This is a genomic window from uncultured Serinicoccus sp. (assembly GCF_947500995.1).
In the GTDB taxonomy this organism is placed as follows: domain Bacteria; phylum Actinomycetota; class Actinomycetes; order Actinomycetales; family Dermatophilaceae; genus Ornithinicoccus.
On sequence record NZ_CANMUA010000010.1, the window covers coordinates 14,775 to 39,094 of the forward strand.

Sequence of the window (24,320 nt, forward strand, 5' to 3'; positions counted from 1 at the left end):
ACACCGTGCACTTTCCGGCGCTGGTGCGCACGGCCGCCCGCGCCGCAGACTCACGGTATGCGCACGCTGGACCCGCTCCTGGACCCCTTCACGATCAAGGGGCTCCGCCTGCGCAACCGGGTCGTCAGCACGAGCCACGAGCCGGCCTACGCCGAGGGCGGGCTGCCGCGCGAGCGCTACCTCGCCTACCACCTCGAGAAGGCGCGCGGCGGGGTCGGGCTCACCATGATCGGTGGCTCGGCCGTCGTGGCCCGCGACAGCCCGCCGGCCTTCGGCAACCTCGAGCTGCACCGCGACGAGATCGTGCCGTGGATGCGCCGCCTCACCGACGCGGTGCACGCCGAGGGCGCCGCCGTCATGTGCCAGGTCACCCACCTGGGCCGGCGGACCAGCAACTACACCGCCGACTGGCTGCCGACGGTCTTCCCCTCGCCGCTGCGCGAGCCGGCGCACCGGGCCTTCCCCAAGGTCGCCGAGGCGTGGGACCTCGACCGCATCGTCGACGACTACGTCAGCGCAGCCCAGCGCTGCGTCCAGGGCGGCCTGGACGGCATCGAGCTGCAGAGCTACGGGCACCTGCTGGACGCCTTCCTCTCCCCCGCCACCAACCACCGCGACGACGAGTGGGGAGGCTCCCTGGAGCACCGGATGGCCTTCCCCCGCCGGGTCGTCCGCGCGGTGCGGGCCGCCCTGGGGCCGGAACCGGTCCTGGCGATCCGCATGTCCATGGACGAGGACCGCCCCGACGGGCTGCAGCGCGAGGAGGCGCTCACCGCGCTGCGCGCGTTCACGCAGGACGGCGTCGACCTGCTCAGCGTCATCAAGGGCACCATCGAGAGCGACGCGACCCTCGCCCGGGTCATCCCCTCGATGGGCACCCCCTCGGCGCCGTTCCTCGACTTCGCCGGGGAGATCCGGCGCGAGGTCGACATCCCCGTCATGCACGCCTCGCGGATCTCCGACTCGGCCACCGCCCGGCACGCCATCCGCGACGGGCTGCTGGACCTCGTCGGGATGACCCGTCCGCAGATGGCCGACCCCTACCTCGTGGCCAAGATCGCCGCGGGCGAGGAGGACCGGGTACGCCCCTGCGTCGGGGCCAACTACTGCCTGGACGCGATCTACGAGTCCGGTGACGCCAAGTGCCTGCACAACCCGGCGACCGGGCGCGAGCTCACCCTGAGCCACGTCGTCCCGCCCGCACCGGCACGCCGCAAGGTCGTCGTCGTGGGGGCCGGCCCGGCCGGGCTCGAGGCGGGCCGGGTGCTCGGCGAGCGCGGCCACGAGGTCGTCGTCCTCGAGGCCGACGACCTGCCCGGGGGCCAGGTGAAGCTGGCGTCCCGCCCGGCCCGCCGCCGTGACCTCATCGGCGTCGTGGACTGGCGGGTCAGCGAGCTCGGGCACCTCGGGGTCGACCTGAGGCTCGGCGTCTACGCGGAGGTGGAGACGGTGCTGGCGGAGGAGCCGGACGTCGTCGTCGTCGCCACCGGAGGGATGCCGAACCACGACTTCCTCCTCGAGGGCGCCACGCTGGTGCGGGACACGTGGGACGTCATGTCCGGGGACGTGCGGACCGGAGGCAGCGTGCTCGTCTACGACGACAACGGTGCCGAGCCGGGGGTGGACGCGGCCGAGCTGCTCGCCGTCCGGGGGGCGCGGGTGGAGTTCGTCACCCCCGAGCGGATGATCGCCCCGCTCGTCGGGGGGATGAACTCCCCGGCCTACCTGCGGGCCTTCGACGAGCACGCGGTCGCGGTCACCCTGGCGACCAGGCTCGTCGGCGTCACCCGCCACCCCGAGGGGGGCCTGGTGGCGCGGCTGCGCCACGACTACTCCGATGCCGAGGTGGAGCGCCGCGTCGACCAGGTCGTCGTGGAGCACGGCACCCTGCCGCTGGACGACCTCTACCACCAGCTCGTGCCGCTGTCGGTCAACGCCGGGGCGGTCGACCACGAGGCGCTGCTGGCCGTCCGGCCCCAGCTCATCGGCGTCGGCGCGGCGCGGGCCGCGACGCCCGCGCCCGTGCCCGTGCTCGTCGGGGTGGGGGCGTCCCCCGCGCCCGCTGCACCGCCGGTGCCCGGACGCGCCACCCTTCCCGCCGGCCCCGGCCCGGGCTTCCAGCTCTTCCGGATCGGCGACGCGGTCGCCAGCCGCAACATCCACGCCGCCGTCTACGACGCCCTGCGCCTCTGCCTGGCCGTCTGAGCGGCATACCCGAAGGAGGACCCGATGACCACCCTGACCTCCACCCCCGAGGCGACCGACCTCGCCGGGCTGGTCGCCCGACGCGTGCCGGGCTTCAGCCTGGACGCGCCCTTCTACACCAGCCCGGAGGTCTTCGAGGCCGACCTGGCGGCGGTGTGGGCCCGCTGCTGGATCTTCGTCGCGACCGAGGCCGAGATCCGTGAGCCCGGCGACTTCGTCACCGTCGACATCGGCCCGCACTCGGTCATCGTCGTGCGCGACGACGACGAGGAGGTCAGCGCCCTGCGCAACGTCTGCCGGCACCGCGGCTCCCGCGTCCTCACCGAGCGCTCCGGGTCGGTCGGCAACATCGTCTGCGGCTACCACCGGTGGACCTACGCCACCGACGGCACCCTGCTGCACGCCGGCGACCAGGCCCCCACCTTCGACAGGTCGTGCTTCGGGCTGCGGCGGGTGCACGTGCGGACCGTGTCGGGGCTCGTCTTCGTCTGCCTCGCCGACGAGCCGCCGGCCGACGTCGAGGAGATGACGGCCACCGTCGCGCCCTACCTCGACCCGCACCAGCCGCTGCGCACCAAGGTCGCCGCCCAGCACGACCTCGTCGAGCACGCCAACTGGAAGCTGGTGATGGAGAACAACCGGGAGTGCTACCACTGCGAAGGCGGCCACCCCGAGCTGACCTGCACCTTCTTCCCGACCTACGGCTACGACCCGGCCGCCATCCCGGCGCGGCTGATGCCCGCCCACCAGCGCTACCTCGCGGCCGAGGCCGAGCTCGAGGCCGCCTGCCTGGAGCGCGGGATGGCATTCGCCGAGGTGGAGGCGCTGGAGGAGGAGCGGGTCACGGGCTTCCGGGTGCAGCGGGAGGCGCTGGACGGTGCCGGGGAGTCCTACACGCTCGACGGGACGGTGGCCAGCCGTCGGCTCCTCGCCGACTTCGACACCCCGCGGCTGGGCCGGGCCTCGGTGCACACCCAGCCCAACGCGTGGTTCCACTTCCTCTCCGACCACGTCGTGACCTTCGCGGTGCTGCCGCTGGCGCCGGACCGGACGCTGGTCCGCACCACCTGGCTCGTCCACGAGGACGCGGTCGAGGGGGAGGACTACGACCTGGAACGGCTCACGCAGGTGTGGGACCACACCAACGAGGAGGACGGCGAGTTCTGCGCCCGCGCCCAGCAGGGGGTGGGCGACCCGGCCTACGTGCCCGGCCCCTACTCCCCCAGCGAGCGCCAGGTGGAGTCCTTCGCCGCGTGGTACGTCGCGCGGCTGCGCGAGGAGCTGGCCCGATGACCGAGGTGCTGGTGCGCGAGACGGTCGCCGCGACCTCCCTCGACAGCGTGGACGAGGACCTGGTGTGCGTCCACGTCGAGCAGGTCACCCACGACGTGCGCAGCCTCACCCTGGCGCTGCCGGAGGGTGCGGCGCTGGAGTTCCGGCCGGGGCAGTACGTCACGGTGACGGCGCCGGTGGACGGCCGGGAGCTCAGCCGCTGCTACACCATCGCCTCCTCCCCGCTGCAGACCGGCACCCTCACGCTCACCGTGAAACGGCAGGGGCCGGTGTCGACGTGGCTGCACGACCGGCTCGAGGTGGGCGGCAGGCTGCGGGTCAGCGGGCCGCTGGGCGTCTTCAGCACCCACGAGCACCCGGCGGCGGCGCACCTCATGCTCTCCGCCGGCAGCGGCATCACCCCGCTCATGTCCATGCTGCGGACCCTGGCCGGCACCGAGGGGCCGCACGACGTGGTCTTCGTGCACAGCGCCCGGACCCCGGCCGACATCGTCTTCCGCCGCGAGCTCGAGGACCTCGCGGCGGCCCTGCCGTGGCTGCGGGTGGCGGTGGTCTGCGAGGGCGACGGCGAGGACGAGGTATGGCGTGGCGCCCGCGGGCGGCTCACCTCCGGGCTGCTCGCGGAGCTGGCGCCCGACGCCGCCGCCCGAGAGGTGTTCACCTGCGGGCCGGCCCCCTACATGGACGCCGTCCACGGCCTGCTGGCCGAGCTCGGCTGCGACCCGGCGCGGTGCCACCAGGAGTCCTTCGCCCTCGACCCGGCCGGCGCGGTCGTGGCCGGGGAGACGCCGTGGCGGGGCACCACGGCCACCGGCGACGGCGTCGGCGACGAGCCCGCCGACGGTGCGCGGACGCATACCGTGACCCTGACCCGCAGCGGCCGGGAGGTGGCCTGCGCCCCCGGACAGACGATCCTCGCCGCCGCGGCGCAGGCGGGTCTCAGCCTGCCGTCGTCCTGCGCGGAGGGGGTGTGCGGCACCTGCAAGAGCCAGCTGCTCACCGGCAGCGTCGACATGCGGCACGGTGGCGGGATCCGCCCCCGGGAGATCGCCACCGACAAGGTCCTGCTGTGCTGCTCCACCCCGCTGGAGGACTGCGTCATCGAGGCCTGAGGGCCTGGCCGCTCACGATGGGGGCATGTCGCCTCCAGACCAGCGGCCCGCTCGGCTGCAGCCTCACGAACCTCACGAACCTCACGGGCCACAGGCTGCTGAGAAATGTCCATCCGGTCGCGTTATTTCCCGGGCGGACGCACATGTCCCCGCAGAGTGCTGCGCGTGGTGCCCGAGCCACGCACGTGGCGGGGACGACCCGAGCGGGTGACGGGCTGCAGGTCGGTGAGGTCGCACCCCCACCGCCCCGCCCCGAGGCGTCGTCCTAGGTCGACAGCTCCTGGAGCCGCGGACGCAGCTCGTCGGCGAAGAAGCGCAGGAAGCCGTCGACGTCCGGCCCGGCGCTGATGAGGGCGAGCCGGTCGAAGCCCGCGTCGGCGAACTGCCGCGCGACCTCCAGGTGTCGCTCCACGTCGGGGCCGCAGGCGAAGACCTCGCGCATCGAGTCCGGGGTGATGAACTGGGTGGCGGCGTCGAAGTGGGCCGGGTTGGGCAGCTCGCTGTTGACCCGCCAGCTGCCGAGGCCGAAGCGGAACATCCGGTGGGCGGACTCGGCCGCCGCCTGCTCGTCGGGGGCCCAGGCGAGGGGCACCTCGGTGTAGCGCGGCCCCGAGCCACCGGCCTGCTCGAAGGCCTCGATGAGCGAGGCGTCGGGGTCGGTCGTGAAGATGCCGTCGCCCTGCTCGGCGGCCAGGCGCGCCGCCTGCGGTCCCCCGATGGCCACGATGATCTCCGGCAGGGTCTCCGGCAGGTCGAAGACCCGGGCGTCCTCGATGGTGAGGAACTCGCCGCGGTAGGAGTGGTAGCCGCCCTGCCACAGCAGCCGGATGATCTCCAGCGCCTCGCGGAGGAGCTGGTGTCGGTCCCGGACCTCGGGCCAGCCCTGGCCGACGACGTGCTCGTTGAGCCGCTCGCCGGATCCCACCCCGAGCGTGAACCGCCCGTCGGCGAGGATCTGGGTGGTCGCCGCGGCCTGGGCGATGATCGCGGGGTGGTAGCGGATCGTCGGGCAGGTGACCCCCGTCGCCAGTCCGATGCGCTCGGTCGAGGCCGCGATGGCGGCGAGCACCGACCAGGCGAAGGGCGAGTGCTCGTGCTCGGGCAGCCAGGGGTGGAAGTGGTCGCTGATCTCGACGAAGTCGAAACCCACCCGCTCGGCCTCGACGGCCTGCCGGACGAGCTCGGTGGGGGAGAAGTTCTCGGCGAAGAGCTTGAATCCGATCTGCATGTCCTCACCGTAGGAGGTGCTCGCACGCGGCGCGCGGCGTGCTGCCCCGGTCGCCGGGCGGCGGCGCGGAAACATCCACACCGCTGGGACGTTCAGCAGGTGAGACCATGCCATCCCGACGACGAAGGACTCTCATGCCGTTCCGCAAGATCGCCGCCGTGGGCGCTGCCGCCGCAGCCGCCCGCAGGTTCGCCCGCAAGAACCCGGAGAAGACCCAGTCCTACCTCGACAAGGCCGCCGACTTCGCCGACCGGCAGACCAAGGGGAAGTACTCGAGCCAGATCCGCTCCGCCTCCGACAAGGCCGGGAAGGCGGCTCTCGGCGACGACGAGCAGCGCGCGTGAGGACTCTGCACGACTTCACCGCCGAGACCCTCGCGGGCGAGCAGCAGGACCTCGGCGTGTATGCCGGGCGGGCCGTGCTCGTGGTCAACACCGCCAGCCGGTGCGGCCTGACCCCCCAGCTCGCGGGCCTCGAGGAGCTCTACGCCGAGCTGGCCGACAACGGTCTGGTGGTGCTTGGTTTCCCGTGCAACCAGTTCGGCGGGCAGGAGCCCGGTGACGCCGAGGAGATCGGCGACTTCTGCCACCGCAACTACGGGGTGAGCTTCCCGATGTTCGCCAAGGTCGAGGTCAACGGGTCCGGTGCGCACCCGCTCTACCGGTGGCTCAAGCAGCAGAAGAAGGGCCTGCTGGGAGGGCGGATCACCTGGAACTTCACCAAGTTCCTCGTGGGTCCGGACGGCCGGGTGCTCCAGCGCTACGCCCCCACCACCCGTCCGGCGCTGATCCGCACGGACCTGGCGAGGATGCTGCCCCTCGGTCCGTGATCCCTGCTCGTCCCCTGGCGGATGAGCGCGCGCGAGGGCGCCGCGGTGGCTAGCGTCGATGGTGTTCGTGCCGCCGGCTGTCGACCTCGCCGGGGCATGCCCCCACGACCGAGGAGTTCGACATGGGCCACCGCGACGGCGACGCCACCACCCCGACATCCGCGGCGCACCGGCACCAGCCGGTCGCACCCTCCTACCCTCCGGCGCCGGAGGTCCCTCGCCCGCCGACCCCCAGCAGCGCGGGTCAGGCCGCCGACAACCCGGTCTACACGGAGCGGACGGAGCCGGGCCAGGGCGGCGAGCTGCACCAGCGGCCCGGTCCGAACCAGCGGGTCCTCACCACCGCTCAGGGCCTCCCGCTCTCGGACGACCAGAACTCCCTGACGGCGGGCGAGCGCGGCCCCACGCTCCTGGAGGACTTCGCCCTCCGCGAGAAGATCTTCCACTTCGACCACGAGCGCATTCCGGAGCGGGTGGTCCACGCCCGCGGGTACGGCGCCCACGGCACCTTCACGGCGGCCGAGGACCTCTCCGACCTGACCTGCGCCTCGCTGTTCGCCGAGGCGGACAAGCAGACCCCGGTCTTCGTCCGGTTCTCCACGGTCGCCGGCAACCTGGGCTCCTTCGACCTGGCCCGCGACGTGCGCGGGTTCGCGGTGAAGTTCTACACCGACGAGGGCAACTGGGACCTCGTGGGCAACAACATCCCCGTCTTCTTCGTCCAGGACGCGGTGAAGTTCCCCGACCTCGTCCACGCGGTGAAGGAGGAGCAGGACCGGGGCTGGCCGCAGGCGCAGTCCGCCCACGACACGTTCTGGGACTTCGCCGGGCTGATGCCCGAGTCCACGCACATGCTGCTGTGGCAGATGTCGGACCGCGCCATCCCCCGCTCGTTCCGCTTCATGCAGGGGTTCGGTGTGCACACCTTCCGGTTCGTCGACGCGGACGGAGCCAGCACCTACGTGAAGTTCCACTGGGTCCCGCGGCAGGGGCTGCAGTCGGTCGTGTGGAACGAGGCGGTCAAGATCAATGGCGCGGACCCCGACTTCCACCGCCGCGACCTGTGGCAGGCCATCCACAACGGCGACCTGCCGGAGTGGGACCTCGCCGTGCAGACCTTCGACGACGAGTTCGCCGACCAGTTCGAGTTCGACGTCCTGGACGCGACCAAGGTCATCCCCGAGGAGCAGGTGCCGCTGCGGGTCATCGGCACCCTGCGCCTGGAGCGGACGGTGGACAACGTCTTCAGCGAGACCGAGCAGGTGGCCTTCTGCACCCAGAACATCGTGCGCGGGATCGACTTCACCAACGACCCGCTGCTCCAGGGCCGCAACTTCTCCTACCTCGACACGCAGCTCAAGCGGCTCGGCAGCCCCAACTTCACCCAGCTGCCCATCAACGCCCCCCGGTGCCCGGTGGCCCACTTCCAACGGGACGGGCACATGCAGACCGGCGCGCAGTCCGGCCGCGCCACCTATGAGCCGAACTCCTTCACCGGGGCGGCGGCCGGTCCCCGGGCCGACGCCGACCGGGGCTACCGCAGCGTGGCCCGGCACGAGAGCGGCGACACCCGGCGCACCCGACCGGAGTCCTTCGCCGACCACTACTCCCAGGCAGGGCAGTTCTGGCGCAGCCAGAGCCCGACCGAGCAGCAGCACATCCGGATGGCCTTCGTCTTCGAGCTCGCCAAGTGCGAGATCCCGCAGATCCGCACCCGTGTCGTGGCCAACCTGCGCAACGTGGACGAGGATCTCGCGGCCGGCGTGGCCGACGGGCTCGGAATGGAGCTGCCGGACGCGACCGAGGCGCACCGCGCCCCGAGGCACGACCTGCCGGAGTCCCCGGCCCTGAGCATGATGACGCGGGCACCGAAGAGCTTCGCCGGGCGCAAGCTCGGGATCCTCGTGACCGACGGGGTCGAGGCCTCGGTGCTGGACGCGCTCCGGGACACCTTCGAGCAGGGCGGGGCCCTGGTCGAGACCATCGGCCTCAAGGTGGGCGGGGTCACCCTCGCCGACGGCACCCGGCGTCCCGTGGACCACAAGATCGACGGCGCCCCCTCGGTGCTCTTCGACGCGGTGGCCCTGCTGGGGGACGGCGCCGGCGCCGAGGAGCTCGCCGGACACCCGGCCACGCGGGACTTCGTCTCGGACGCCTTCAGCCACTACAAGGTCATCGGCCACCTCCCCGGCGCCCAGGCGCTGCTCGAGGCCGGCGGCATCGACGGCAGCCTGGACGAGGCCTGCCTCGACCTGGGGACCGTCGACCCCCAGGACTTCCTCGAGGCCTGCGGCGCGCTGCGTCACTGGTCCCGCGACGTCTGAACCCACCACGTCTCCCCACGGTCCTAGGAGAACCATGACCAGAGCAGACCTGTCCTCCGTCCCCGGCCAGCACCAGGACTGGCCCGGCCGCGTCGCCGACCTCGACCCGCAGCCCGACCACGGAGAGCAGTCCTGGACCGGCCGGGACCGCCTCACCGGCCGGCGGGCGCTCATCACCGGCGGTGACTCGGGCATCGGTCGCGCGGTCGCCCTGACCTTCGCGCACGAGGGTGCGGCGGTCGCGGTGGCCCACCTGCCGCAGGAGCAGGACGACGCCGAACAGACCCGCGAGCTGGTCGAGGCGGCGGGCGGCACCTGCCACCTCTTCACCGTCGACCTCACCCGACGGGACGCCAACGAGCAACTGGCCCGGGACGCCGTGCAGGCCCTCGGCGGCCTCGACGTGCTGGTGGCGAACGCGGCATACCAGATGACGCACGACCTGCTCGAGGACTTCCCGCCCGAGCAGGTCGAGCGGACCTTCGCGACCAACGTCTTCTCCCCGTTCTGGCTGGTGCGCGAGCTGGCCGAGGAGCTGAGCCCGGGCGGGTCGATCATCGTCACGACCTCGGTCCAGGCCTACTCCCCGTCCGACCACCTGCTCGACTACGCCGCCACCAAGGCCGCGCTCAACAACCTCGTCGTCAACATGGCGGCCGAGCTGGGGCCGCGGGGGATCCGGGTCAACGCCGTCGCTCCGGGCCCGATCTGGACCCCGCTGATCCCGGCGACCATGGCTGCAGACAAGGTCGAGGGCTTCGGCTCGGACACCCCGCTCGGTCGGGCCGGGCACCCGGTCGAGGTGGCCGCGGCCTACGTCTTCCTGGCCTCCGACGAGGCGAGCTACGTCTCCGGCACGGTGCTCGGGGTGACCGGAGGCAAGCCGGTCTTCTGAGGCCGCCGCCGGGTCGGGGCCGCACCACGCCCCTCCTGAGGAGCTCGCCCGGATGAGAGGGTAGGGCCACCGGACACGGAGGAGGCGCAGCCATGGCGGACGGGCTCGACCCAGGCGAGCGTGAGCAGCTGACCTATGCGCTGGACTCGCGCCTCGGGCCGCACCTCGAGGCGGCGACCGCCGCGGTGCGCGAGGCCGAGCGGGCGCTGGCCGACGCCCAGGAGAGGCGGGTGGCCGCCGAGCAGGCGGCGGCCCAGGCGGCCTACACCTCCGACCCCTTGCCCTTCATGCGCCAGGGCGTGGAGGAGGAGGTCGACGGTCTGGCGCGCAAGACCACCGAGAAGAAGCTGCGGACGTCCTACCGCTTCCTGGTCGACCGGGCGGTCGACCTGGCCGCGGCCGAGGTGCAGCGCTACGAGGACGACCGCGTCGCGGACGAGAGGGAGCGCGAGGAGGGCGTGGAGGCCTGCCGGGAGGCGGAGCGGCGTGCGACCCGGGACCTCGGCGCGGCTCAGCAGATGCTCGAGCGCGTACGCCTGGCCGAGCAGGCCGCGCGCCGGGGCCTGGAGGTCCTGGTCGCCCGGCTCAGCGACCCGCCGCAGGACGGCTAGCCCGCGACGAGCAGGTCGGCGAGCTCACCGATGACGGGCCAGGCCCCGGTGGAGGTGTTACCGAGCACGCTCAGGGTCGCGCCCGTCGCGGGGTCGTGGGTGGACCGGAAGGACACCCCGGCGTCACAGCCCTCCATAACCAGCAGGGGTTCCGTGGCGTGCAGCCAGAGACCTGCGGCGTGCCGCAGGCCCTCGTCGGGGACGTCGTGCCGCGGCGTGGTGAGCAGCTCGAGCAGCTGGGGACCCACGATGCGCCCCTGGAGCAGCGCGCCCCAGAAGTCGTGCAGGTCCGACGCGGTGCTGAAGATGCCCCCGTCGCCGTTCCCGAGGACGGGCAGGTGCAGGACGTTGGTGCGCAGACCGGTGGCGTCGAGGTAACCCCGGGCCGCGTCCGCGGGCAGCTCGTCACCGCGCAGGAAGCCGGTGCTGCGCAGCCCGGCCCGCCCGCAGACCTCCTCCTCGACGAACCGCTGGAAGCCCTGGCCGCTCAGGCGCTGCACGACGAGCGCCAGCACCACGTAACCGCCGTTGCAGTAGGCGAAGCGCTCCCCGGGCGCGAACACCTGCGGGTAGCCCTCGAGCACGGGCAGGAAGGCCTCGGTGTCGACGAGGGTGTGGACGGGCACGGGCAGGACGTAGTCGTCGACCTCCCACCCGGCCGACTCGTCCAGGTAGTCACCGATCCCGGAGGTGTGGGTCAGTAGATGCAGGGGCGTCACCGCGTCGTCCACGAGCGGCAGGTCCCCACCCAGGACCCCGCGCACCGGCTCGTCGAGGCGGAGTCGGCCCTGCTCGACCAGCCGCAGCACCGCGAGAGCGGTGAAGGTCTTGCCGCCGCTGGCGAGGGCGTACCGCGTGGACCGGGTGTGCGGCACCTCGAACGCGCGCTCGGCATACCCGTAGGCGCGGGTCGTCGGGTCCTGCCCGGGGACGTCGAGGCTGATGAGGCCGCTGAAGCCGTCCTCCTCGGCGGCCTCCGCGAGCGCCGCATCGTCGAGGCTGGGCGTGGTGGTCATCGCAGCTGTCCTCCTGGCATGCCGCGCCGGTGCGCGACGGTCCCAGGATGACCGGGTCCCCGCCGGCTGTCGACGGGTTTGTCAGCGGCTCGGGTCGATGAGGGTCATCCCGGCGACCACGGCACGGTCGAAGACCGGCAGCAGCTCGGCCGCCTCCTCCAGCCCGACGACGCGTTCGACGAGCCGCTCGGGCGCCAGCGAGCCCCGCTCGATGAGGGCGAGCATCGCCGGGTAGTCGACGGCCGGCATGCCGTGGCTGCCCAGCAGGTCCAGCTCCCACCCGATGACCCGCTCCAGGGGTACCCGGGGGTGGCCGACCACCCCGGGCAGCAGTCCCACCTGGACGTGGCGACCCCGGCGGCGCAGACCCAGGAGCGCGTCGCTGCACGTCTGCTCGCTGCCGACGGCGTCCACAGCCACGTGGCTGCCCCCGCCGGTCAGGTCGTGGATCGCCGCGGGCACGTCGCCGCCGTCGGCGAGGACGGTGTGCTCGACCCCCAGCCCGGCGGCGACCGCCAGGGCCTGCGGGTTGCGGTCGACCGCGACCACGCGTGCCCCCACCGCCCGGGCGATCATCGCGACGCTGAGCCCGACGCCACCGGCGCCGACGACGCTCACCCACTCCTGCGGCGCCACCCGGGCCCGGTCGACGACGGCTCGGTATGCCGTGGCGAACCGGCACCCCAGGCTCGCCGCCGTGGTGAGCTCGATGCTGGGCGGCACGGCGACGAGGTTGGTGTCGGCCGCGTGGAGGGCCACCAGCTCGGCGAACGACCCGTGGTGGGTGAAGCCGGGCTGCTGCTGGTCCGGGCAGACCTGCGCCTGGCCCGAGCGGCACCACTGGCACCGGCCGCACCCGCAGACGAAGGGCACCGTCACCCGGTCGCCCGCACGCCACCGGCGCACCTGCGCGCCGACCGCGGTGACGACGCCGGCGAGCTCGTGGCCGGGGACGTGCGGGAAGGCGATGTCGTCGTGGCCGGCCCAGGCGTGCCAGTCGCTGCGGCACAGCCCGGTCGCGTGCACCTGCACGACCACGCCGTCCGGCGGGGCGACCGGCTCGGGGATGTGCTGCACCCGGGGCGTGGACCGGGCGGCGGGCAGGACCATGGCGCGCATCCGGCGAGTCTGCCAGCCCGTCGCGACTAGGGGTGCAGCCGCGCCAGCCGGGCCGTGAGGAGCTCCTGGCGGTGGGCGTTGCCGTGCAGCGCGACGTAGCGCTCGCCGTAGACCGACAGCAGCGAGTCGTCCAGCCGGCGCACCGCGCCAGGGGGGTAGCGGTACCCCATCCGGGCGTCGATCACCGCGTCGTCCACCCCGCGCAGGACCTCCCTCAGCTCGGCCAGCGAGGTGACGCCGAGCTCCAGCAGCAGGCCGCTGATCCAGGCGTAGTGGTCGGTGCGCGACCACCCGGCGTCGGCGAACTGGCCGGCGAGGAACGCGGCGAGGTCGGTCGCCCCGATCCGGGGGTCGTCGTCCGGGGCGTCGGCCGGGGAGGCCAGCTCCTGCCGGTGGCGGTCCCGGATCGCGGTGAACTGCTGGTCCGCGAGCTCGAGCAGCCCGGCCGCCAGGGTGAAACGGCGGTCGAAGTCGTGCGCGTGCTCCTCCGGCACCGACCCCTTGTAGCGGACGTCGTGCTCGAACTCGGCCCACGCGTGCTGCAGCACCGTGCGGATCTGCACGGAGGCCGGCCGGCCCACGGGGATGCCGGCCGCACGGGCACGCTCGTCGTCGACGGCCACCAGGAGGTGTCGGCTGGCGTAGCCGAACCGGCCCTCGGCCGCGGTCTCCTGGCCCATGTCCCGGTCGTCGCGGACCTCCAGCTGGGCGTCCAGCAGCTGGGCGACGGCCTCGACGTCGGCCTGCACGTAGGTGACGACCCGCACCCCGATCTGGTCGGTGATGTCGGTGAGCGGCTTCGGGAAGGCCAGCCGGCCGGTGCTCGTCCGTCGCGCCGCCTTGCCGGCGAAGGACTCGACGGTCTTCGTCCTGCCGGTCACCGCCAGGTAGTTGATGCCCGCGTCGTCGAGCAGCTGGGTGACCAGCCCGACATAGGAGTCGGTGGCGGCCCGCAGGGCCCCGTGCCCCGCGGCATACCGCGTCACCGCCCTGCGGATCCGGATCGACTGGTTGCTCGCCACGGACCCCAGCCTGCCGTATGCGCGTCCGCCGGGGCACGCGCGGGCGGAGACGGCCGCCTCACCCGGCGCGGTGACGCTCCCGCGCCATCGCCAGCAGCCCCAGGACGGGGCCGGGCAGCAGCAGCCACGCGACAGTGGCGCCGAGACCGGCATACGTGGCGGAGACGAGCAGGATCGACCCGGCGCTGAGCGCGAAACCGAGGCTGTTCTGGATGGCCAGGGCGCTGCCGACCAGGTCCTGCGGGCAGGCGCGTGCGCTGAGCGCGGAGAACTGCGGCGAGTCGGTGATGACCGCGACGCCCCAGAGGAGGAGCACGACGAGCACCAGCCGGGCCGGTCCTGCGACGAGCAACGGGTAGGCCGCGCACACCAGCCCGGAGGCCGCGAGCGCCACCACGGCCACCCGCGCGCTCCCCCAGGTCGCGGACAGCCGACCGCCGACGACGCACCCGAGGGCGCCGGCGCCGATGACGGCGAAGGACCACGCCGGGACTACCCCGTCGGTCGGTGCGAGGACGTCGGCGACGAGGAGCGGCACGAGGGTCCAGAAGGCGTACAGCTCCCACATGTGCCCGAAGTAGCCGAGCGCCGCGGAACGGTAGTCGCGGACGGTGAAGGCGCGCAGCACCGCCCCCCAGCGCAGACCACCCGGCGCTGCCCGGGGAAGGTGCGGCCCGTCCCCGAGGGCGAGGACCAGCGCCGCGGCGCCCAGGGCGAGGACCGAGGAGGTGAGCATCACCTGAGTCCAGTCCAGTCCGACGCCGACGGCCCGGATCCCGTGCGGGAGCGCCGTCCCCAGCGTCAGCATGCCCACCAGCCAGCCCAGGCTCGCGCCGGCCCGGCCGGGGTCCCAGGAGACGACCATCTTCATCCCCAGGGGGTAGACACCGGCCAGGGCCATCCCGGTGACGAAGCGCCAGACCATGCCCTCGAACGGGCCGGTGGCGAGCAGCGCGAAGCCCGCGTTGGTGAGCGCCGCCACGACGGCAGAGACCGCGAAGACCCGGCTGGCGCGGAAGCGGTCCGCCAGGCCGGACATCGCCATGCCGACCGTGCCGAGCGCGAAGCCCAGCTGCACCGCCAGGGTGAGCCGACCGACCCCGGACGCGTCCAGGCCCCACTCGACGCGCAGCCCGTCGGCCGCGCTGTTGGCGCTGAACCACACCGAGGTCCCGAGCAGCATCGCCACGACCATCGTGGCGACGGCACGTCGGGGGGAGGCGGCCGTCATGGGGTGACCCTAGGCGGTCGTCGCCGGGGTCCGCGCGGGGCCGCCTCCTGCGGCAGGCGGCCCGGCTCTGGAGGTCCGACCGGGCGCGGCCTCGAGGTGCTGACAGGCGTCGAGGCACCCGCCGGACCGTCGCGTCAGCCCTCCCGGACGGCCCGCAGCACCACGTCGTCGACGTGGTGGGTGGAGGCGGCGCCCGCCGGCCGGGGCCGGATCTCGAAGACCTCCACCCGCCATCCCGCCTCCGCCTCGAGGGCCGCGGCGACCTCCTCGGTCCCGACGTAGGCGCCCGGGTCGAACATGCGGGTCTGCTCCGCCGGGTCGACCGGCTCCCGCAGCGGGGACAGGTCGTGGCCCACGACCAGCAGGGTCCCCCCGGGGGCGACGGCACCCAGCAGGGACCGCAGCCCACGCTGCTCGGGTGTGCGCAGGAAGGAGCCGTACTGCAGCGAGACGAGGTCGTAGGCACCGGACTCGAAGGCGCCCGGTGCGTTGGCGTCGCGGTGCAGCAGGGTGACCTCCAGGCCGCGGCGGCCCGCCTCGGCCCCCACGTGCTCCAGCGCGGCACCGGAGATGTCGCTGGCGGTGAGGTCCCAGCCCTGCTCGGCCAGCCACAGCGCGTCGCCACCCTCTCCGGCGCCGACGTCGAGCGCCCGGCCGGGCGGCATACCCCCGACCTCGGCGACGAGGGTGCCGTTGGGGTTGCCGCTCCACATGCGCTCCCCCGTGCCGTAGCGGGCGTCCCAGTCGCCCTCCTCACCGGAGGTGCGCTGCGCCGAGCGCAGGTCCTCGTCGGCCAGGCTGAAGGCGATCATCGCGCCGACCCGGCTCCCGTGGGCGGCCGAGGGCAGCACCTGGAGGGAGGGGTCGGTGAGGTTGCCCGCGGCATACACCCCGGCGACGGCGGTCTGCCCGGTCATCGGGTCCACCTGCAGCACCTCACCCAGACCGGTGGGGTGCGGGGTCGCCTCGATCCCGAGCGGCGCGAGCGCCTCCAGACGGGCGTGGAACCGCGTGCCGACGAGCACCGCGTCGGCGCCCACCACCGTCCCGTCGACGAGCTCCACACCGGTCACCCCACCGTCCGGCCCGGTCACGACACGCCGCACGTCGGTCCGTACGACGGGCACGCCGGCGGCCTCGAGCCGGGTGACGGTCGCCTCGGCGCCGGAGTCCCACCCCGTCACGTCGTGCAGCACGACCGTGAGCCGGTCGGTGAGGTGGCGGAGCACCGCGGTGGGGTGCAGGCCCATCGCGTGGGAGATGACCTGGACCAGCCGCTGGTCGCGCACCTCGTAGCCGTGGCAGAAGGGGCAGTGGATGACGTCCTGGCCCCACCGCTGGGCGACGCCCTCGATGTCGGGGAGCTCGTCGACGATGCCGCTCGCCGCGAGCACGCGTCGGGCCAGGAGGGTATGCCCGCCGCTCAGCTCCACGCGGAAGCGCCCGTCGACCGCGGGGTGGACGGCGAGCACGCGGCCGGTCAGCACCTCGCCCCCGTAGCTGCGCACCTCCTCGCGTCCGACGGCCACCAGCTCGGAGGGCGCTGCGCCCTCCCGGCCGAGGTAGCCGTGCATGTGGTCCGCCGGGGCGTTGCGCGGGGTGCCGTCGTCGACGGCGATCACGGTCCGTCGCTGGCGGGCCAGCTGGAGCGCCGCGGCCAGGCCGGCGGCCGACGCGCCGATGATGGCGACATCGCAGTGGCGCTCCATGACGGGTCCGGAGCGGTGGTCGTGCTGATGGGAGTCGTGGTGCGTCGTCATGGTGACCACGGTAGACCTGTCGTGCACTATCAGAGAATCCGTTTGCAGAATTCGCAACGCCTGCGGGACACTGGCCCCATGAGCCCGACCACCGACGTCGAGACCCTGGCCCGCACCCGGCTGCGCAGCCTGCGCACCACGCTGGGCTACTCGCTGGAGGAGCTGGCCGAGCGCACCCACCTCAGCCCGTCGACGATCAGCCGCATCGAGACGGGCCGACGGACCCTCGGGCTGGACGTGCTCGTGCCGTTGGCGCAGGCCCTCGGGGTGAGCCTGGACGCCCTCTTCGAACGGCCAGGCGACGACGACGTCGTCATCCGGCCCGCCCCGCACAGCTCCGGGGGCCAGACGACGTGGCCGCTCAGCCGCCCGGACGGAGGGACCGTGGCGATCAAGATGCGTCTCGAGCCGACGGCCAAGAGTCCTGACCAGCGGGTCCACCCCGGCCACGACTGGTTCGTCGTCATCGACGGCCGGGTGCGGCTGCTCCTGGGCGACCGGGAGATCGAGGTCGGTACCGGCGAGGCGGCGGAGTTCTCCACGATGACCCCGCACGCGCTCCGCGCCGTGGACGGCCCTGCCGAGCTCATCATGATCTTCGACCGGGAAGGGCAGCGGGCGCACGTCCACCAGTGACCGGACACCTACCGACTCCTCCGGTCGCCAGCCCCTCAGACCAGCTCGGGCGACCCGCGCCAGGCCTCGACCAGCGGAGCCATCCCCGGCCCGAGCTCGGGCACCGACGGGACGAAGGTGTGGGCAGCCACGAGCTGGACGTTGCGGGCGACCTCCATCATGCGCAGACGCTCGGGGTCCGGGACCGCCCCGCCTGCTGCGGTGTAGGCCTCAACCATCTCCTCGGAGCAGCCGACGAGGTCCCACTCCACCGGGGCCAGACCCACGTGCTCGAGGTCTCCCACGAGCGTGCCCTGCGGCGTGACGAGTGCGTTGTAGAAGGGGGCGTCGCCGTGCGTCGGGACGAGGCCCTCGAGACCGGAGCAGCGCTCCCGCACCACGGCCAGCTCCCGCCGGGCCCGTGAGACGTCCTGGGCAGGGAGCACCTCGGACGACTCGACACCGTCCAGCATCGACTCGCACCCGTGCAGCGGCACCCATTCCGCGAGGGCTCCGGGATACCCGGGCAGGGCGCGGTGCAGGTCGGCCACCAGGGGCATGCGCCCGCGGAAGACGGCCGGGTCGAAGCCCTCGTTGCGGTGCTCCACCCAGTGCCATCCCGTGATCGCGACGTCCTCGACCACGAGCACCTCCGGTGGGAGCAGGTCGCTCGGCGTCACCACCGGGAAGCCCTGCCCGGCGAGCCAGGCCGACACGTCGATCTCCCGTCGTCGCTGGGCGACGTCCTCCGCCAGGGGGAGCACGGTCAGCGTCGGCACCCTCAGGACGACCGGTGCCGGCGCGAGGTGGACGATGACGCTGAACGAGTCGTGGAGCACGTGCAGGTCGTCAGCCGGCAGGCCGTGGTCCTTCGCGACCGTGGCCGCCAGCGCCAGGGCACGTGCGGCGCGCGGGGAAGGGGTGCTCATCCGGCGGGCACCTCGATCGACATCACGCAGTTCTTCAGGCCCTTGGGGCGCACGTAGGTGAACCCCAGACGCTCGTAGAGCCGCCGGGTGCCGTTGTAGAGGAACGAGGACGACATCTTCTTCGTCTGGTGCGTCAGGTCGTGCGGGTAGGCCTCGACGACTCCCCCGCCGTCCTGCGCGATCAGGTCGAGGGCACCCCGGATCGCGACCTCGGTCAGGCCGCGGCGGCGGTAGCGCCGGTCGACGAACACGCAGGTGATGCGGTGGTCGGGGTCGGCGTCCTTCTCGGTGTCGTACTGCTTGCGGTGGTGGATGTTGGGCAGCTCCTCCGGGGTGCCGAACTCGGCCCACGCCACCGCCTCGTCACCGTCCATGACGAGAGCGGCGTGCGCGATCCCGGACTCGACATACTCCCGCTTCATCTTCCTGCTGCCCTCGGCTCCCGGCAGCCGGTCGGCGCACGAGGGCTGGAAGTAGGTGCACCAGCACCCCCCGAAGATGCCGTTGTGCCGCAGCACGAGATCGTCGAAGGCCTGCCACGTCTCGGGCGTGAGGGCTCGGACCTCCAGCCGGGCGACGTCGCCCGTATCGGTGCTCATGACCTCAACCTAGGGGGTATGCCGGACACCGCGCGTCCGTCAGCCCAAGGGGATCTGCGTCGCGGTGGCCCGTCACGTGTCAGGCTCTGCGCATGAGGAGCCGTCACATCAGCCGGGTGATCAGAGCGGACCGCGACCGGGTCTACGACGTGGTCCTCCCGTCCGGCACCGTCGTCACGAACCCGTTGCGGGTCCTGGCTCACCCGCACGGCAGCGAGGTCGTCTTCACCGTGCGCCAGATCGAGCTCACCGACGAGGAGTTCGACCGAGACTGCCAGACGGTGGCCGCGGACCTCGACCGGTTGGCCGGGCTCGTCGAAGAGCGCTCCGGCGGCTGACGGACGACATGCCGCGCCGAGTCGTCGACTGGTGGGACGCCCACCAGGTCCCGCTGCTCCTCGCGGCGATCGCCCTCGGCGCCGCCGTCGGGATGGCCCGCCCCCAGCTCGGACCGGTGCTGGAGCCGGGCATCGAACCGGCCCTCATGGCCCTGCTCTTCGCGACCTTCCTGGGCGTGCCCCTCGTCGACGTCGGCCACGCGCTGCGCGACACCCGCTTCCTGGGCAGCGTGGTGGTCGCGAACTTCGTCGTGGTCCCGCTGGTCGCCGGGGGACTGTCGCGGTTCGTGGCGGACGACCCCGGCCTGCTGCTGGGCGTGCTGCTGGTGCTGCTGACCCCGTGCGTCGACTACGTCATCGTCTTCACGGGGCTGGCCGGCGGGGCACGCGATCGCCTGCTCGCCGCCGTCCCGCTGCTCATGGTGCTGCAGGTCCTGCTGCTGCCGCTCTATCTCGTGGTGCTCGCCGGACCCGGGGTGCTGTCGGTCGTCGAGGTCGCGCCCTTCGTGGAGGCCTTCCTCCTGCTCATCGTCGTCCCGCTGACGGCGGCCGCCCTCGTCCATGCGCTCTCCCCACGGCACCGCGCCGGCCGTCTGGTCGAGGACACGATGGCAGCAGCGATGGTTCCCCTGCTGATGGCGACCCTGGCGCTGGTGGTCGGCTCCCAGGTCGCGAGGCTGGGGGCGCAGGCGGCGGAGGTCGCCCGGGTGGTGCCCATCTACGTGGCCTTCGTCGTCATCGCCGCCGCCCTCGGGATGGCCGTGAGTCGCGCCGCGCGTCTCGACGTGCCGTCGACGCGGGCGGTGGTCTTCTCCACCGCCACCCGCAACTCCCTGGTCGTGCTGCCGCTCGCGCTGGCGCTGCCGGCGTCGTTGGCGGTCGTCCCGCTGGTCGTCGTGACCCAGACGCTGGTCGAGCTCGTCGCCATGGTGGTCCTCGTCCGCCTGGTTGTCGAGATGCAGTGAAGATTGCACGATCGTGAGGGGTCGATCTTGCGCGACTGTCGCTCAAACCGACGATCCGCGCAAAGTAGGGCCACACGCCAGGGGGGCGCGTGGTTCACCTCCCACGTGGTCCGCATTGGCGGAGGCGCCAGGCTGGGGCCCCTGACAACGGAGCGGAGCGACGCATCGGAGGCGCTGCAGTCACCGTTATTGGTACAGTCAGTGCTGTATAGTTCAGCGCGTGCTGACCATTGCTTCTCGTCTGGATGTGATGAACCGGCTGGGCCGGGCGCTGGCGGATCCCACCCGGTCACGGCTTCTCCTGGTGCTGCTTGAGCGGCCTGCCTACCCGGCGGAGTTGGCGCGCGACCTTGGCCTGACGCGCTCGAACGTGTCCAACCATCTGACCTGCCTGCGAGACTGCGGCATCGTGGTCGCCGAGCTCGAAGGCCGCCGCACACGCTATGAGATCGCGGATCCGCACCTGGCGCGGGCGCTGACCGCGCTGGTCGAGGTTGCCCTCGCAGTGGACGAGAACGCCCCGTGTCTCGATCCGGCTTGCTCGATCGCCAGATGTTGCGCCGCCGAGGCTGGCGCATGATCCTGTCCTCGGTCCTGCAGGCGATCGGCCTGTTCATCGCGACCAACATCGACGACATCATCGTGCTCTCGCTGTTCTTCGCGCGCGGCGCAGGACAGTCCGGAACCACGGCCCGGATCGTGCTGGGCCAGTACCTGGGGTTCGCGGGCATCCTTGGCGCGGCAGTGCTCGTCACCCTGGGCGCGGACGCGTTCCTGCCCTCGGCAGTCATCCCGTACTTCGGACTCATCCCGTTGGTCTTGGGTCTGTGGGCCGCATGGGAGGCCTGGCGCGGGAACGACGACGATGGTGACGATGCCAAGGTCACCGGCAAGAACGTCGCCGTCTGGACGGTCGCGGGGGTCACCTTCGCCAACGGTGGGGACAACATCGGCGTCTACGTCCCGGTCTTCCTCAGCGTGGGACCGGCGGCCGTGGTGGCTTACTGCATCGTCTTCCTCGGGCTGGTCGCGGTCCTTGTCATGCTGGCCAAGTTCGTGGCCACCCGCCCCCCGATCGCCGAAGTCCTTGAGCGGTGGGAGCACATCCTGTTCCCCATCGTCCTCATCGGACTGGGCATCGCCATCTTGGTCAGTGGCGGAGCCTTCGGCCTCTGACCAGAGCCGTCGGGACTTACGACCGTGCACCAGTTACCCGGCCTCCGCTTGCCCAACACTCCTGAGGTTCCCTGGAAGAGCCGACGGAGCGCAGTAGCGGCAGACTGCCAAACCTCCAGCTGGCCACCGAAGAATCGGAGGGTGTGTCAGAGCGGGTCGCGGGGCTGCCGGCGTACCCGAGGGATGCCGAAGGTGTGCAGTGTCACGCGCAGCAGGAGGGTGCGGTGGAGTAGTCGCGGGATCGGCATACCGGATGTGGTGTTCAGCGGCTGGAGGAGCGGTCCGTCAGTTGGCTGGTCGGGATGGCGTGGCAGACATGCTGGGGGAGGCACTGGCCGGGATCCAGCGTGGTCGCCCGATGGCTGAGCCAGCGCACATGCTCGAGCAGTTCGCTGAGTTGAGAGAGCCGTGCTTGGAGTGCGGCGGCGTGGTCGGCCAGCAGGGTGGCGACGTGGTGGCAGGGTGCTTCGCTGATGTCGCGGGCTGAGATGACATCTCGGATTTGGGCGAGGGTCAGTCCCGCTGCCTGTGCGGCTCTGATGAATGCGAGCCGGTCCGCCGCGCTGGCGTCGTACTGCCGGTAGCCCGATGTGGTCCGTGCGGGCGCCGGTAGCACGCCGGCCGTTTCGTAGAACCGGATGGTCTTTGTGCTCACGCCGGTTGCCGCGGCCAACTCTCCGATGCGCATACCTGCACCGTAGCTCTTGACCTTCCAGTGCACTGGAAGCCTTACGGTCTAAGCGACCCTGCGTCCCGACCGGAAGAGAGCAGTCATGGTCCAGTACGACTTGATCGTCATCGGCACCGGGGGTGCGGCCATGGCCGCCGGGATCGAGGCGCGCTCCCGCGGAAAGAGCGTGCTGCTGGTCGAGCATGGTCCGCTCGGCGGTACCTGTCTGAACGTGGGATGCATCCCGAGCAAGAGCTTGCTCGCTGCAGCTGGCCGGCGCCACCGGGCGCTGACCAGCCCGTTTCAGGGTGTGCCCACCAGTGCTGATGCCCCCGAGGTGGGGGAGCTGATGAACCAGAAGCAGGGGTTGGTCGAGCACCTGCGCCAGGCGAAGTACGTCGATGTCGCCGAGGCGCACGAGTTTGCCATCACCTACGGGCATGCGCGGTTTCTGGACGAGCACACGCTGCAGGTCGAGGACCAGATGTTGCGCGCGGCGTCGTACGTGATCGCCACCGGAGCAGCCCCGCTCATTCCGGACCTGACCGGCATGAGCGAGATCGAGTACCTGACGTCGAGCACCGCGATGGAACAGCAGGACCTGCCCGTCTCGATGGTCGTGCTGGGTGGGGGCTATGTCGGTCTGGAGCAGGCTCAGCTATGGGCCCAGCTGGGCGTTGACGTCACCCTCGTGGGCCGGATCGCCCCCTACGCCGAACCCGAGGTCGCTGACGTGCTGCGAAGCGTCTTCGCGCAGGACGGGATCACGGTGGTCGAGGAGCACGGGCGGGAAGTGGAACCCACCGCCGAAGGGGTCAAGGTCACCACGGTCAGCGGTGCTCAGGTCCAGGGCCAGCGCCTGCTGGTCGCCACCGGCCGCTACGCCAACACCACCGGTCTGGGACTGGAGGCCGCCGGGATCGGCACGGACGCCCGCGGCTTCATCGTCGTGGATGAGAACCAGCGCACGACCAACCAGCGGGTGTTCGCCGCCGGGGACGTCTGCGGTGCCCCGCAGTACATCTACGTTGCCGCGCAAACGGGCCGGGTCGCCGCGTCCGGTGCGCTCGGCGAGCTGTCTACCGTGGACTACCGCGGCCTGCCCGGAGTCACGTTCACCACTCCTCAACTCGCCAGCGCCGGACTGACCGAAGCCCGAGCCCTGGAACTCGGCCACCACGCTGAGAGCCGGGTCCTGAGCGCGCAGGACATTCCGCGCGCCCTGGTCAACCAGGACACCCGCGGGGTCCTCAAGCTCGTCATCGACACCCAGACCCGCAAGATCCTGGGGGTGCATGCTGCGCTCGACGGTGCCGGGGAGCTCATGCTTGCCGCGACGTACGCCATCAAGTTCGGCCTCACCGTCGACGACCTGACCGACACGTGGGCGCCCTACCTCACGATGAGCGAAGCCCTGCGCATAGCAGCCGGTCTATTCCGCTCGACCATGCCCACCAGCTGCTGCGCCTGAGGAGAGCCGGTGAGACGGTCGGTGCAGTAGTTCCGCCACATTCCGACGGCTGGCTGAACTACGCGGATCGACGTGCTTCGGCCGGAGCCGGAGCGCGGACGATGTAACCCTGAGCCCGTACAGCCAACTCCTCCATAACGTAAAGTGATGGTGTCCATCACGCCCGCCTATTGCCGCATACGGCGGTCGTTTGTGCGAACTTGTGTCGAGATGCAGCGGAGGTTGCACAATCCCGAGCACCCAACCTTGCCCGATCGGTTCCCTTGCGTCTCGTCGCGCAAGGTACGCAGCCCGCTGGCGGTGACCGCCGTCCTGGATTCAGGCCTTCGGTAGGTGACGGTCAGGACGCTTTGTGAGTGAGCGCGAAGGGGTCCACGCAGGTACACGCCCGCAGACCGACGAAGCAGGCGACTGGCGCCGCGCGAATCCCGCGCGGTCTGCAGAGTGGGGCGCCCGAGACTTGCGTCGGCCGAACCGGGTCCCTACGCATGATCTTCCGTAACACCGCGCCCCATGGAGGTCAACCACTGGTCCAAGTGCTCGACATTCGCCGCGGCCCCTCCTCTGCGAGCCTTAAACCAGGGCTGCTGCGCAGCCTGCTGGTTTAGTGCGTCGTTCTCGTCTTCATCCCATGGCCCTCCAAGGAGCAGGCAGCGGCCACCAAAAGTGGGCGTTGTGTGTTCGCTTTCTTCGTCAAGGTCCACTCCAAAAATACCAGCGGAGTTCTCGGGAGAAGTCTCGACCGCGTGCGCTACGAGGTACCCTTCCCCCACGATTCGACCTGTCGGGCTGATCTTGTTGGCTGCGAACGTGACCAACCAACCGTTGTCGTCAGAGCCGGCAAGTCCATATCCTGAGCCACGGTAGATTCCCCAGTCGCGCTCCACCGGAAAGTTCTCTCCTCTACTGTCC

The 24,320-nt window shown here is 71.9% G+C and carries 23 protein-coding genes; 14 read left to right on the plus strand and 9 right to left on the minus strand.

Features of this window, described 5'->3' with window-relative positions; translation table 11 throughout:
* Positions 1-57 precede the first annotated feature (57 nt).
* Genes Q0967_RS15175 through Q0967_RS15185 form a run of 3 tightly spaced genes read left to right on the plus strand, consistent with a single transcriptional unit; the run spans position 58 to position 4,610 of the window.
* The gene (locus tag Q0967_RS15175; protein WP_298752144.1) at positions 58-2,205 is read left to right on the plus strand and encodes an NADH:flavin oxidoreductase; all 2,148 of its coding nucleotides are present in this window, start codon (positions 58-60) and stop codon (positions 2,203-2,205) included.
* 24 nt (positions 2,206-2,229) lie between these two features.
* Positions 2,230-3,498, plus strand: coding sequence for an aromatic ring-hydroxylating dioxygenase subunit alpha (locus Q0967_RS15180; protein WP_298752142.1), 1,269 nt, complete (start codon positions 2,230-2,232; stop codon positions 3,496-3,498).
* Positions 3,495-4,610, plus strand: a complete 1,116-nt coding sequence (locus Q0967_RS15185) for a hybrid-cluster NAD(P)-dependent oxidoreductase (protein WP_298752141.1) — start codon at positions 3,495-3,497, stop codon at positions 4,608-4,610. Before Q0967_RS15180 ends, Q0967_RS15185 begins: the two co-directional genes overlap by 4 nt.
* 265 nt (positions 4,611-4,875) lie before the next feature.
* Here the strand turns inward: Q0967_RS15185 and Q0967_RS15190 are convergent, their stop codons facing one another.
* A complete protein-coding gene (locus tag Q0967_RS15190) occupies positions 4,876-5,838 on the minus strand; it encodes a TIGR03557 family F420-dependent LLM class oxidoreductase (protein ID WP_298752139.1) in 963 nt (320 codons plus the stop codon).
* A gap of 134 nt (positions 5,839-5,972) precedes the next feature.
* On the opposite strand from Q0967_RS15190, the gene Q0967_RS15195 reads away from it, so the two are divergent.
* The 5 genes from Q0967_RS15195 to Q0967_RS15215 all read left to right on the plus strand — a co-directional run bounded on the left by Q0967_RS15195 (position 5,973) and on the right by Q0967_RS15215 (position 10,497).
* Positions 5,973-6,182 carry an antitoxin gene (locus Q0967_RS15195; protein ID WP_298752137.1) on the plus strand — a complete coding sequence of 70 codons (210 nt, stop codon included), beginning with the start codon at positions 5,973-5,975 and terminating at the stop codon, positions 6,180-6,182.
* The gene (locus tag Q0967_RS15200; RefSeq protein ID WP_298752134.1) at positions 6,179-6,667 is read left to right on the plus strand and encodes a glutathione peroxidase; all 489 of its coding nucleotides are present in this window, start codon (positions 6,179-6,181) and stop codon (positions 6,665-6,667) included. Before Q0967_RS15195 ends, Q0967_RS15200 begins: the two co-directional genes overlap by 4 nt.
* A 122-nt stretch (positions 6,668-6,789) precedes the next feature.
* Entirely contained in the window at positions 6,790-8,991 is a 2,202-nt protein-coding gene (locus Q0967_RS15205; RefSeq protein ID WP_299450806.1) for a catalase, read from the plus strand.
* Positions 8,992-9,025: 34 nt separating this feature from the next.
* Positions 9,026-9,886 (plus strand): SDR family oxidoreductase, encoded by an 861-nt coding sequence (locus Q0967_RS15210; protein ID WP_298752128.1) that lies wholly within the window; start codon positions 9,026-9,028, stop codon positions 9,884-9,886.
* A gap of 92 nt (positions 9,887-9,978) precedes the next feature.
* Complete coding sequence (locus tag Q0967_RS15215; RefSeq protein WP_298752126.1) at positions 9,979-10,497, plus strand: hypothetical protein; 519 nt, start codon at positions 9,979-9,981, stop codon at positions 10,495-10,497.
* Here the strand turns inward: Q0967_RS15215 and Q0967_RS15220 are convergent.
* From Q0967_RS15220 to Q0967_RS15240, 5 genes are all read right to left on the minus strand, one after another.
* Positions 10,494-11,513: a serine hydrolase gene (locus tag Q0967_RS15220; RefSeq protein ID WP_298752124.1), complete on the minus strand. Its 1,020-nt coding sequence runs from the start codon at positions 11,511-11,513 to the stop codon at positions 10,494-10,496. The two genes, Q0967_RS15215 and Q0967_RS15220, sit on opposite strands and share 4 nt — an antisense overlap.
* An 81-nt stretch (positions 11,514-11,594) precedes the next feature.
* Positions 11,595-12,632: an alcohol dehydrogenase catalytic domain-containing protein gene (locus Q0967_RS15225; protein ID WP_298752122.1), complete on the minus strand. Its 1,038-nt coding sequence runs from the start codon at positions 12,630-12,632 to the stop codon at positions 11,595-11,597.
* A gap of 26 nt (positions 12,633-12,658) precedes the next feature.
* On the minus strand, positions 12,659-13,654 hold the full coding sequence (locus tag Q0967_RS15230; protein WP_298752120.1) for a GTP pyrophosphokinase family protein: 996 nt from the start codon (positions 13,652-13,654) through the stop codon (positions 12,659-12,661).
* A 58-nt stretch (positions 13,655-13,712) separates the two neighbouring features.
* Positions 13,713-14,885 carry an MFS transporter gene (locus Q0967_RS15235; protein WP_298752118.1) on the minus strand — a complete coding sequence of 391 codons (1,173 nt, stop codon included), beginning with the start codon at positions 14,883-14,885 and terminating at the stop codon, positions 13,713-13,715.
* Positions 14,886-15,019: 134 nt separating this feature from the next.
* Positions 15,020-16,645 carry an FAD-dependent oxidoreductase gene (locus Q0967_RS15240; RefSeq protein ID WP_298752115.1) on the minus strand — a complete coding sequence of 542 codons (1,626 nt, stop codon included), beginning with the start codon at positions 16,643-16,645 and terminating at the stop codon, positions 15,020-15,022.
* 78 nt (positions 16,646-16,723) lie between these two features.
* Here Q0967_RS15240 and Q0967_RS15245 point away from each other — a divergent pair, with 78 nt between their 5' ends.
* The gene (locus tag Q0967_RS15245) at positions 16,724-17,281 is read left to right on the plus strand and encodes a helix-turn-helix domain-containing protein (RefSeq protein ID WP_298752112.1); all 558 of its coding nucleotides are present in this window, start codon (positions 16,724-16,726) and stop codon (positions 17,279-17,281) included.
* Positions 17,282-17,316: 35 nt separating this feature from the next.
* On the opposite strand, the gene Q0967_RS15250 is transcribed toward Q0967_RS15245, so the two are convergent.
* Positions 17,317-18,189, minus strand: coding sequence for a hypothetical protein (locus Q0967_RS15250; protein WP_299450811.1), 873 nt, complete (start codon positions 18,187-18,189; stop codon positions 17,317-17,319).
* Positions 18,186-18,788 carry a GNAT family N-acetyltransferase gene (locus tag Q0967_RS15255; protein ID WP_298752108.1) on the minus strand — a complete coding sequence of 201 codons (603 nt, stop codon included), beginning with the start codon at positions 18,786-18,788 and terminating at the stop codon, positions 18,186-18,188. The genes Q0967_RS15250 and Q0967_RS15255 overlap by 4 nt, the downstream gene beginning before the upstream one ends.
* Before the next feature lie 92 nt (positions 18,789-18,880).
* Between Q0967_RS15255 and Q0967_RS15260 the strand changes: the two genes are divergently transcribed.
* The 4 genes from Q0967_RS15260 to Q0967_RS15275 all read left to right on the plus strand — a co-directional run bounded on the left by Q0967_RS15260 (position 18,881) and on the right by Q0967_RS15275 (position 21,267).
* On the plus strand, positions 18,881-19,126 hold the full coding sequence (locus Q0967_RS15260; RefSeq protein WP_298752106.1) for a hypothetical protein: 246 nt from the start codon (positions 18,881-18,883) through the stop codon (positions 19,124-19,126).
* 8 nt (positions 19,127-19,134) lie between these two features.
* Entirely contained in the window at positions 19,135-20,091 is a 957-nt protein-coding gene (locus tag Q0967_RS15265) for an arsenic resistance protein (protein ID WP_299450814.1), read from the plus strand.
* A 220-nt stretch (positions 20,092-20,311) separates the two neighbouring features.
* Entirely contained in the window at positions 20,312-20,671 is a 360-nt protein-coding gene (locus Q0967_RS15270; protein WP_066639548.1) for a helix-turn-helix transcriptional regulator, read from the plus strand.
* A complete protein-coding gene (locus tag Q0967_RS15275) occupies positions 20,668-21,267 on the plus strand; it encodes a cadmium resistance transporter (RefSeq protein WP_066639545.1) in 600 nt (199 codons plus the stop codon). Before Q0967_RS15270 ends, Q0967_RS15275 begins: the two co-directional genes overlap by 4 nt.
* 262 nt (positions 21,268-21,529) lie before the next feature.
* On the opposite strand, the gene Q0967_RS15280 is transcribed toward Q0967_RS15275, so the two are convergent.
* Complete coding sequence (locus tag Q0967_RS15280) at positions 21,530-21,955, minus strand: heavy metal-responsive transcriptional regulator (RefSeq protein WP_066639540.1); 426 nt, start codon at positions 21,953-21,955, stop codon at positions 21,530-21,532.
* An 85-nt stretch (positions 21,956-22,040) separates the two neighbouring features.
* Between Q0967_RS15280 and merA the strand changes: the two genes are divergently transcribed.
* Positions 22,041-23,408, plus strand: a complete 1,368-nt coding sequence (gene merA, locus Q0967_RS15285) for a mercury(II) reductase (RefSeq protein WP_066639538.1) — start codon at positions 22,041-22,043, stop codon at positions 23,406-23,408.
* The last annotated feature ends 912 nt before the right edge of the window (positions 23,409-24,320 follow it).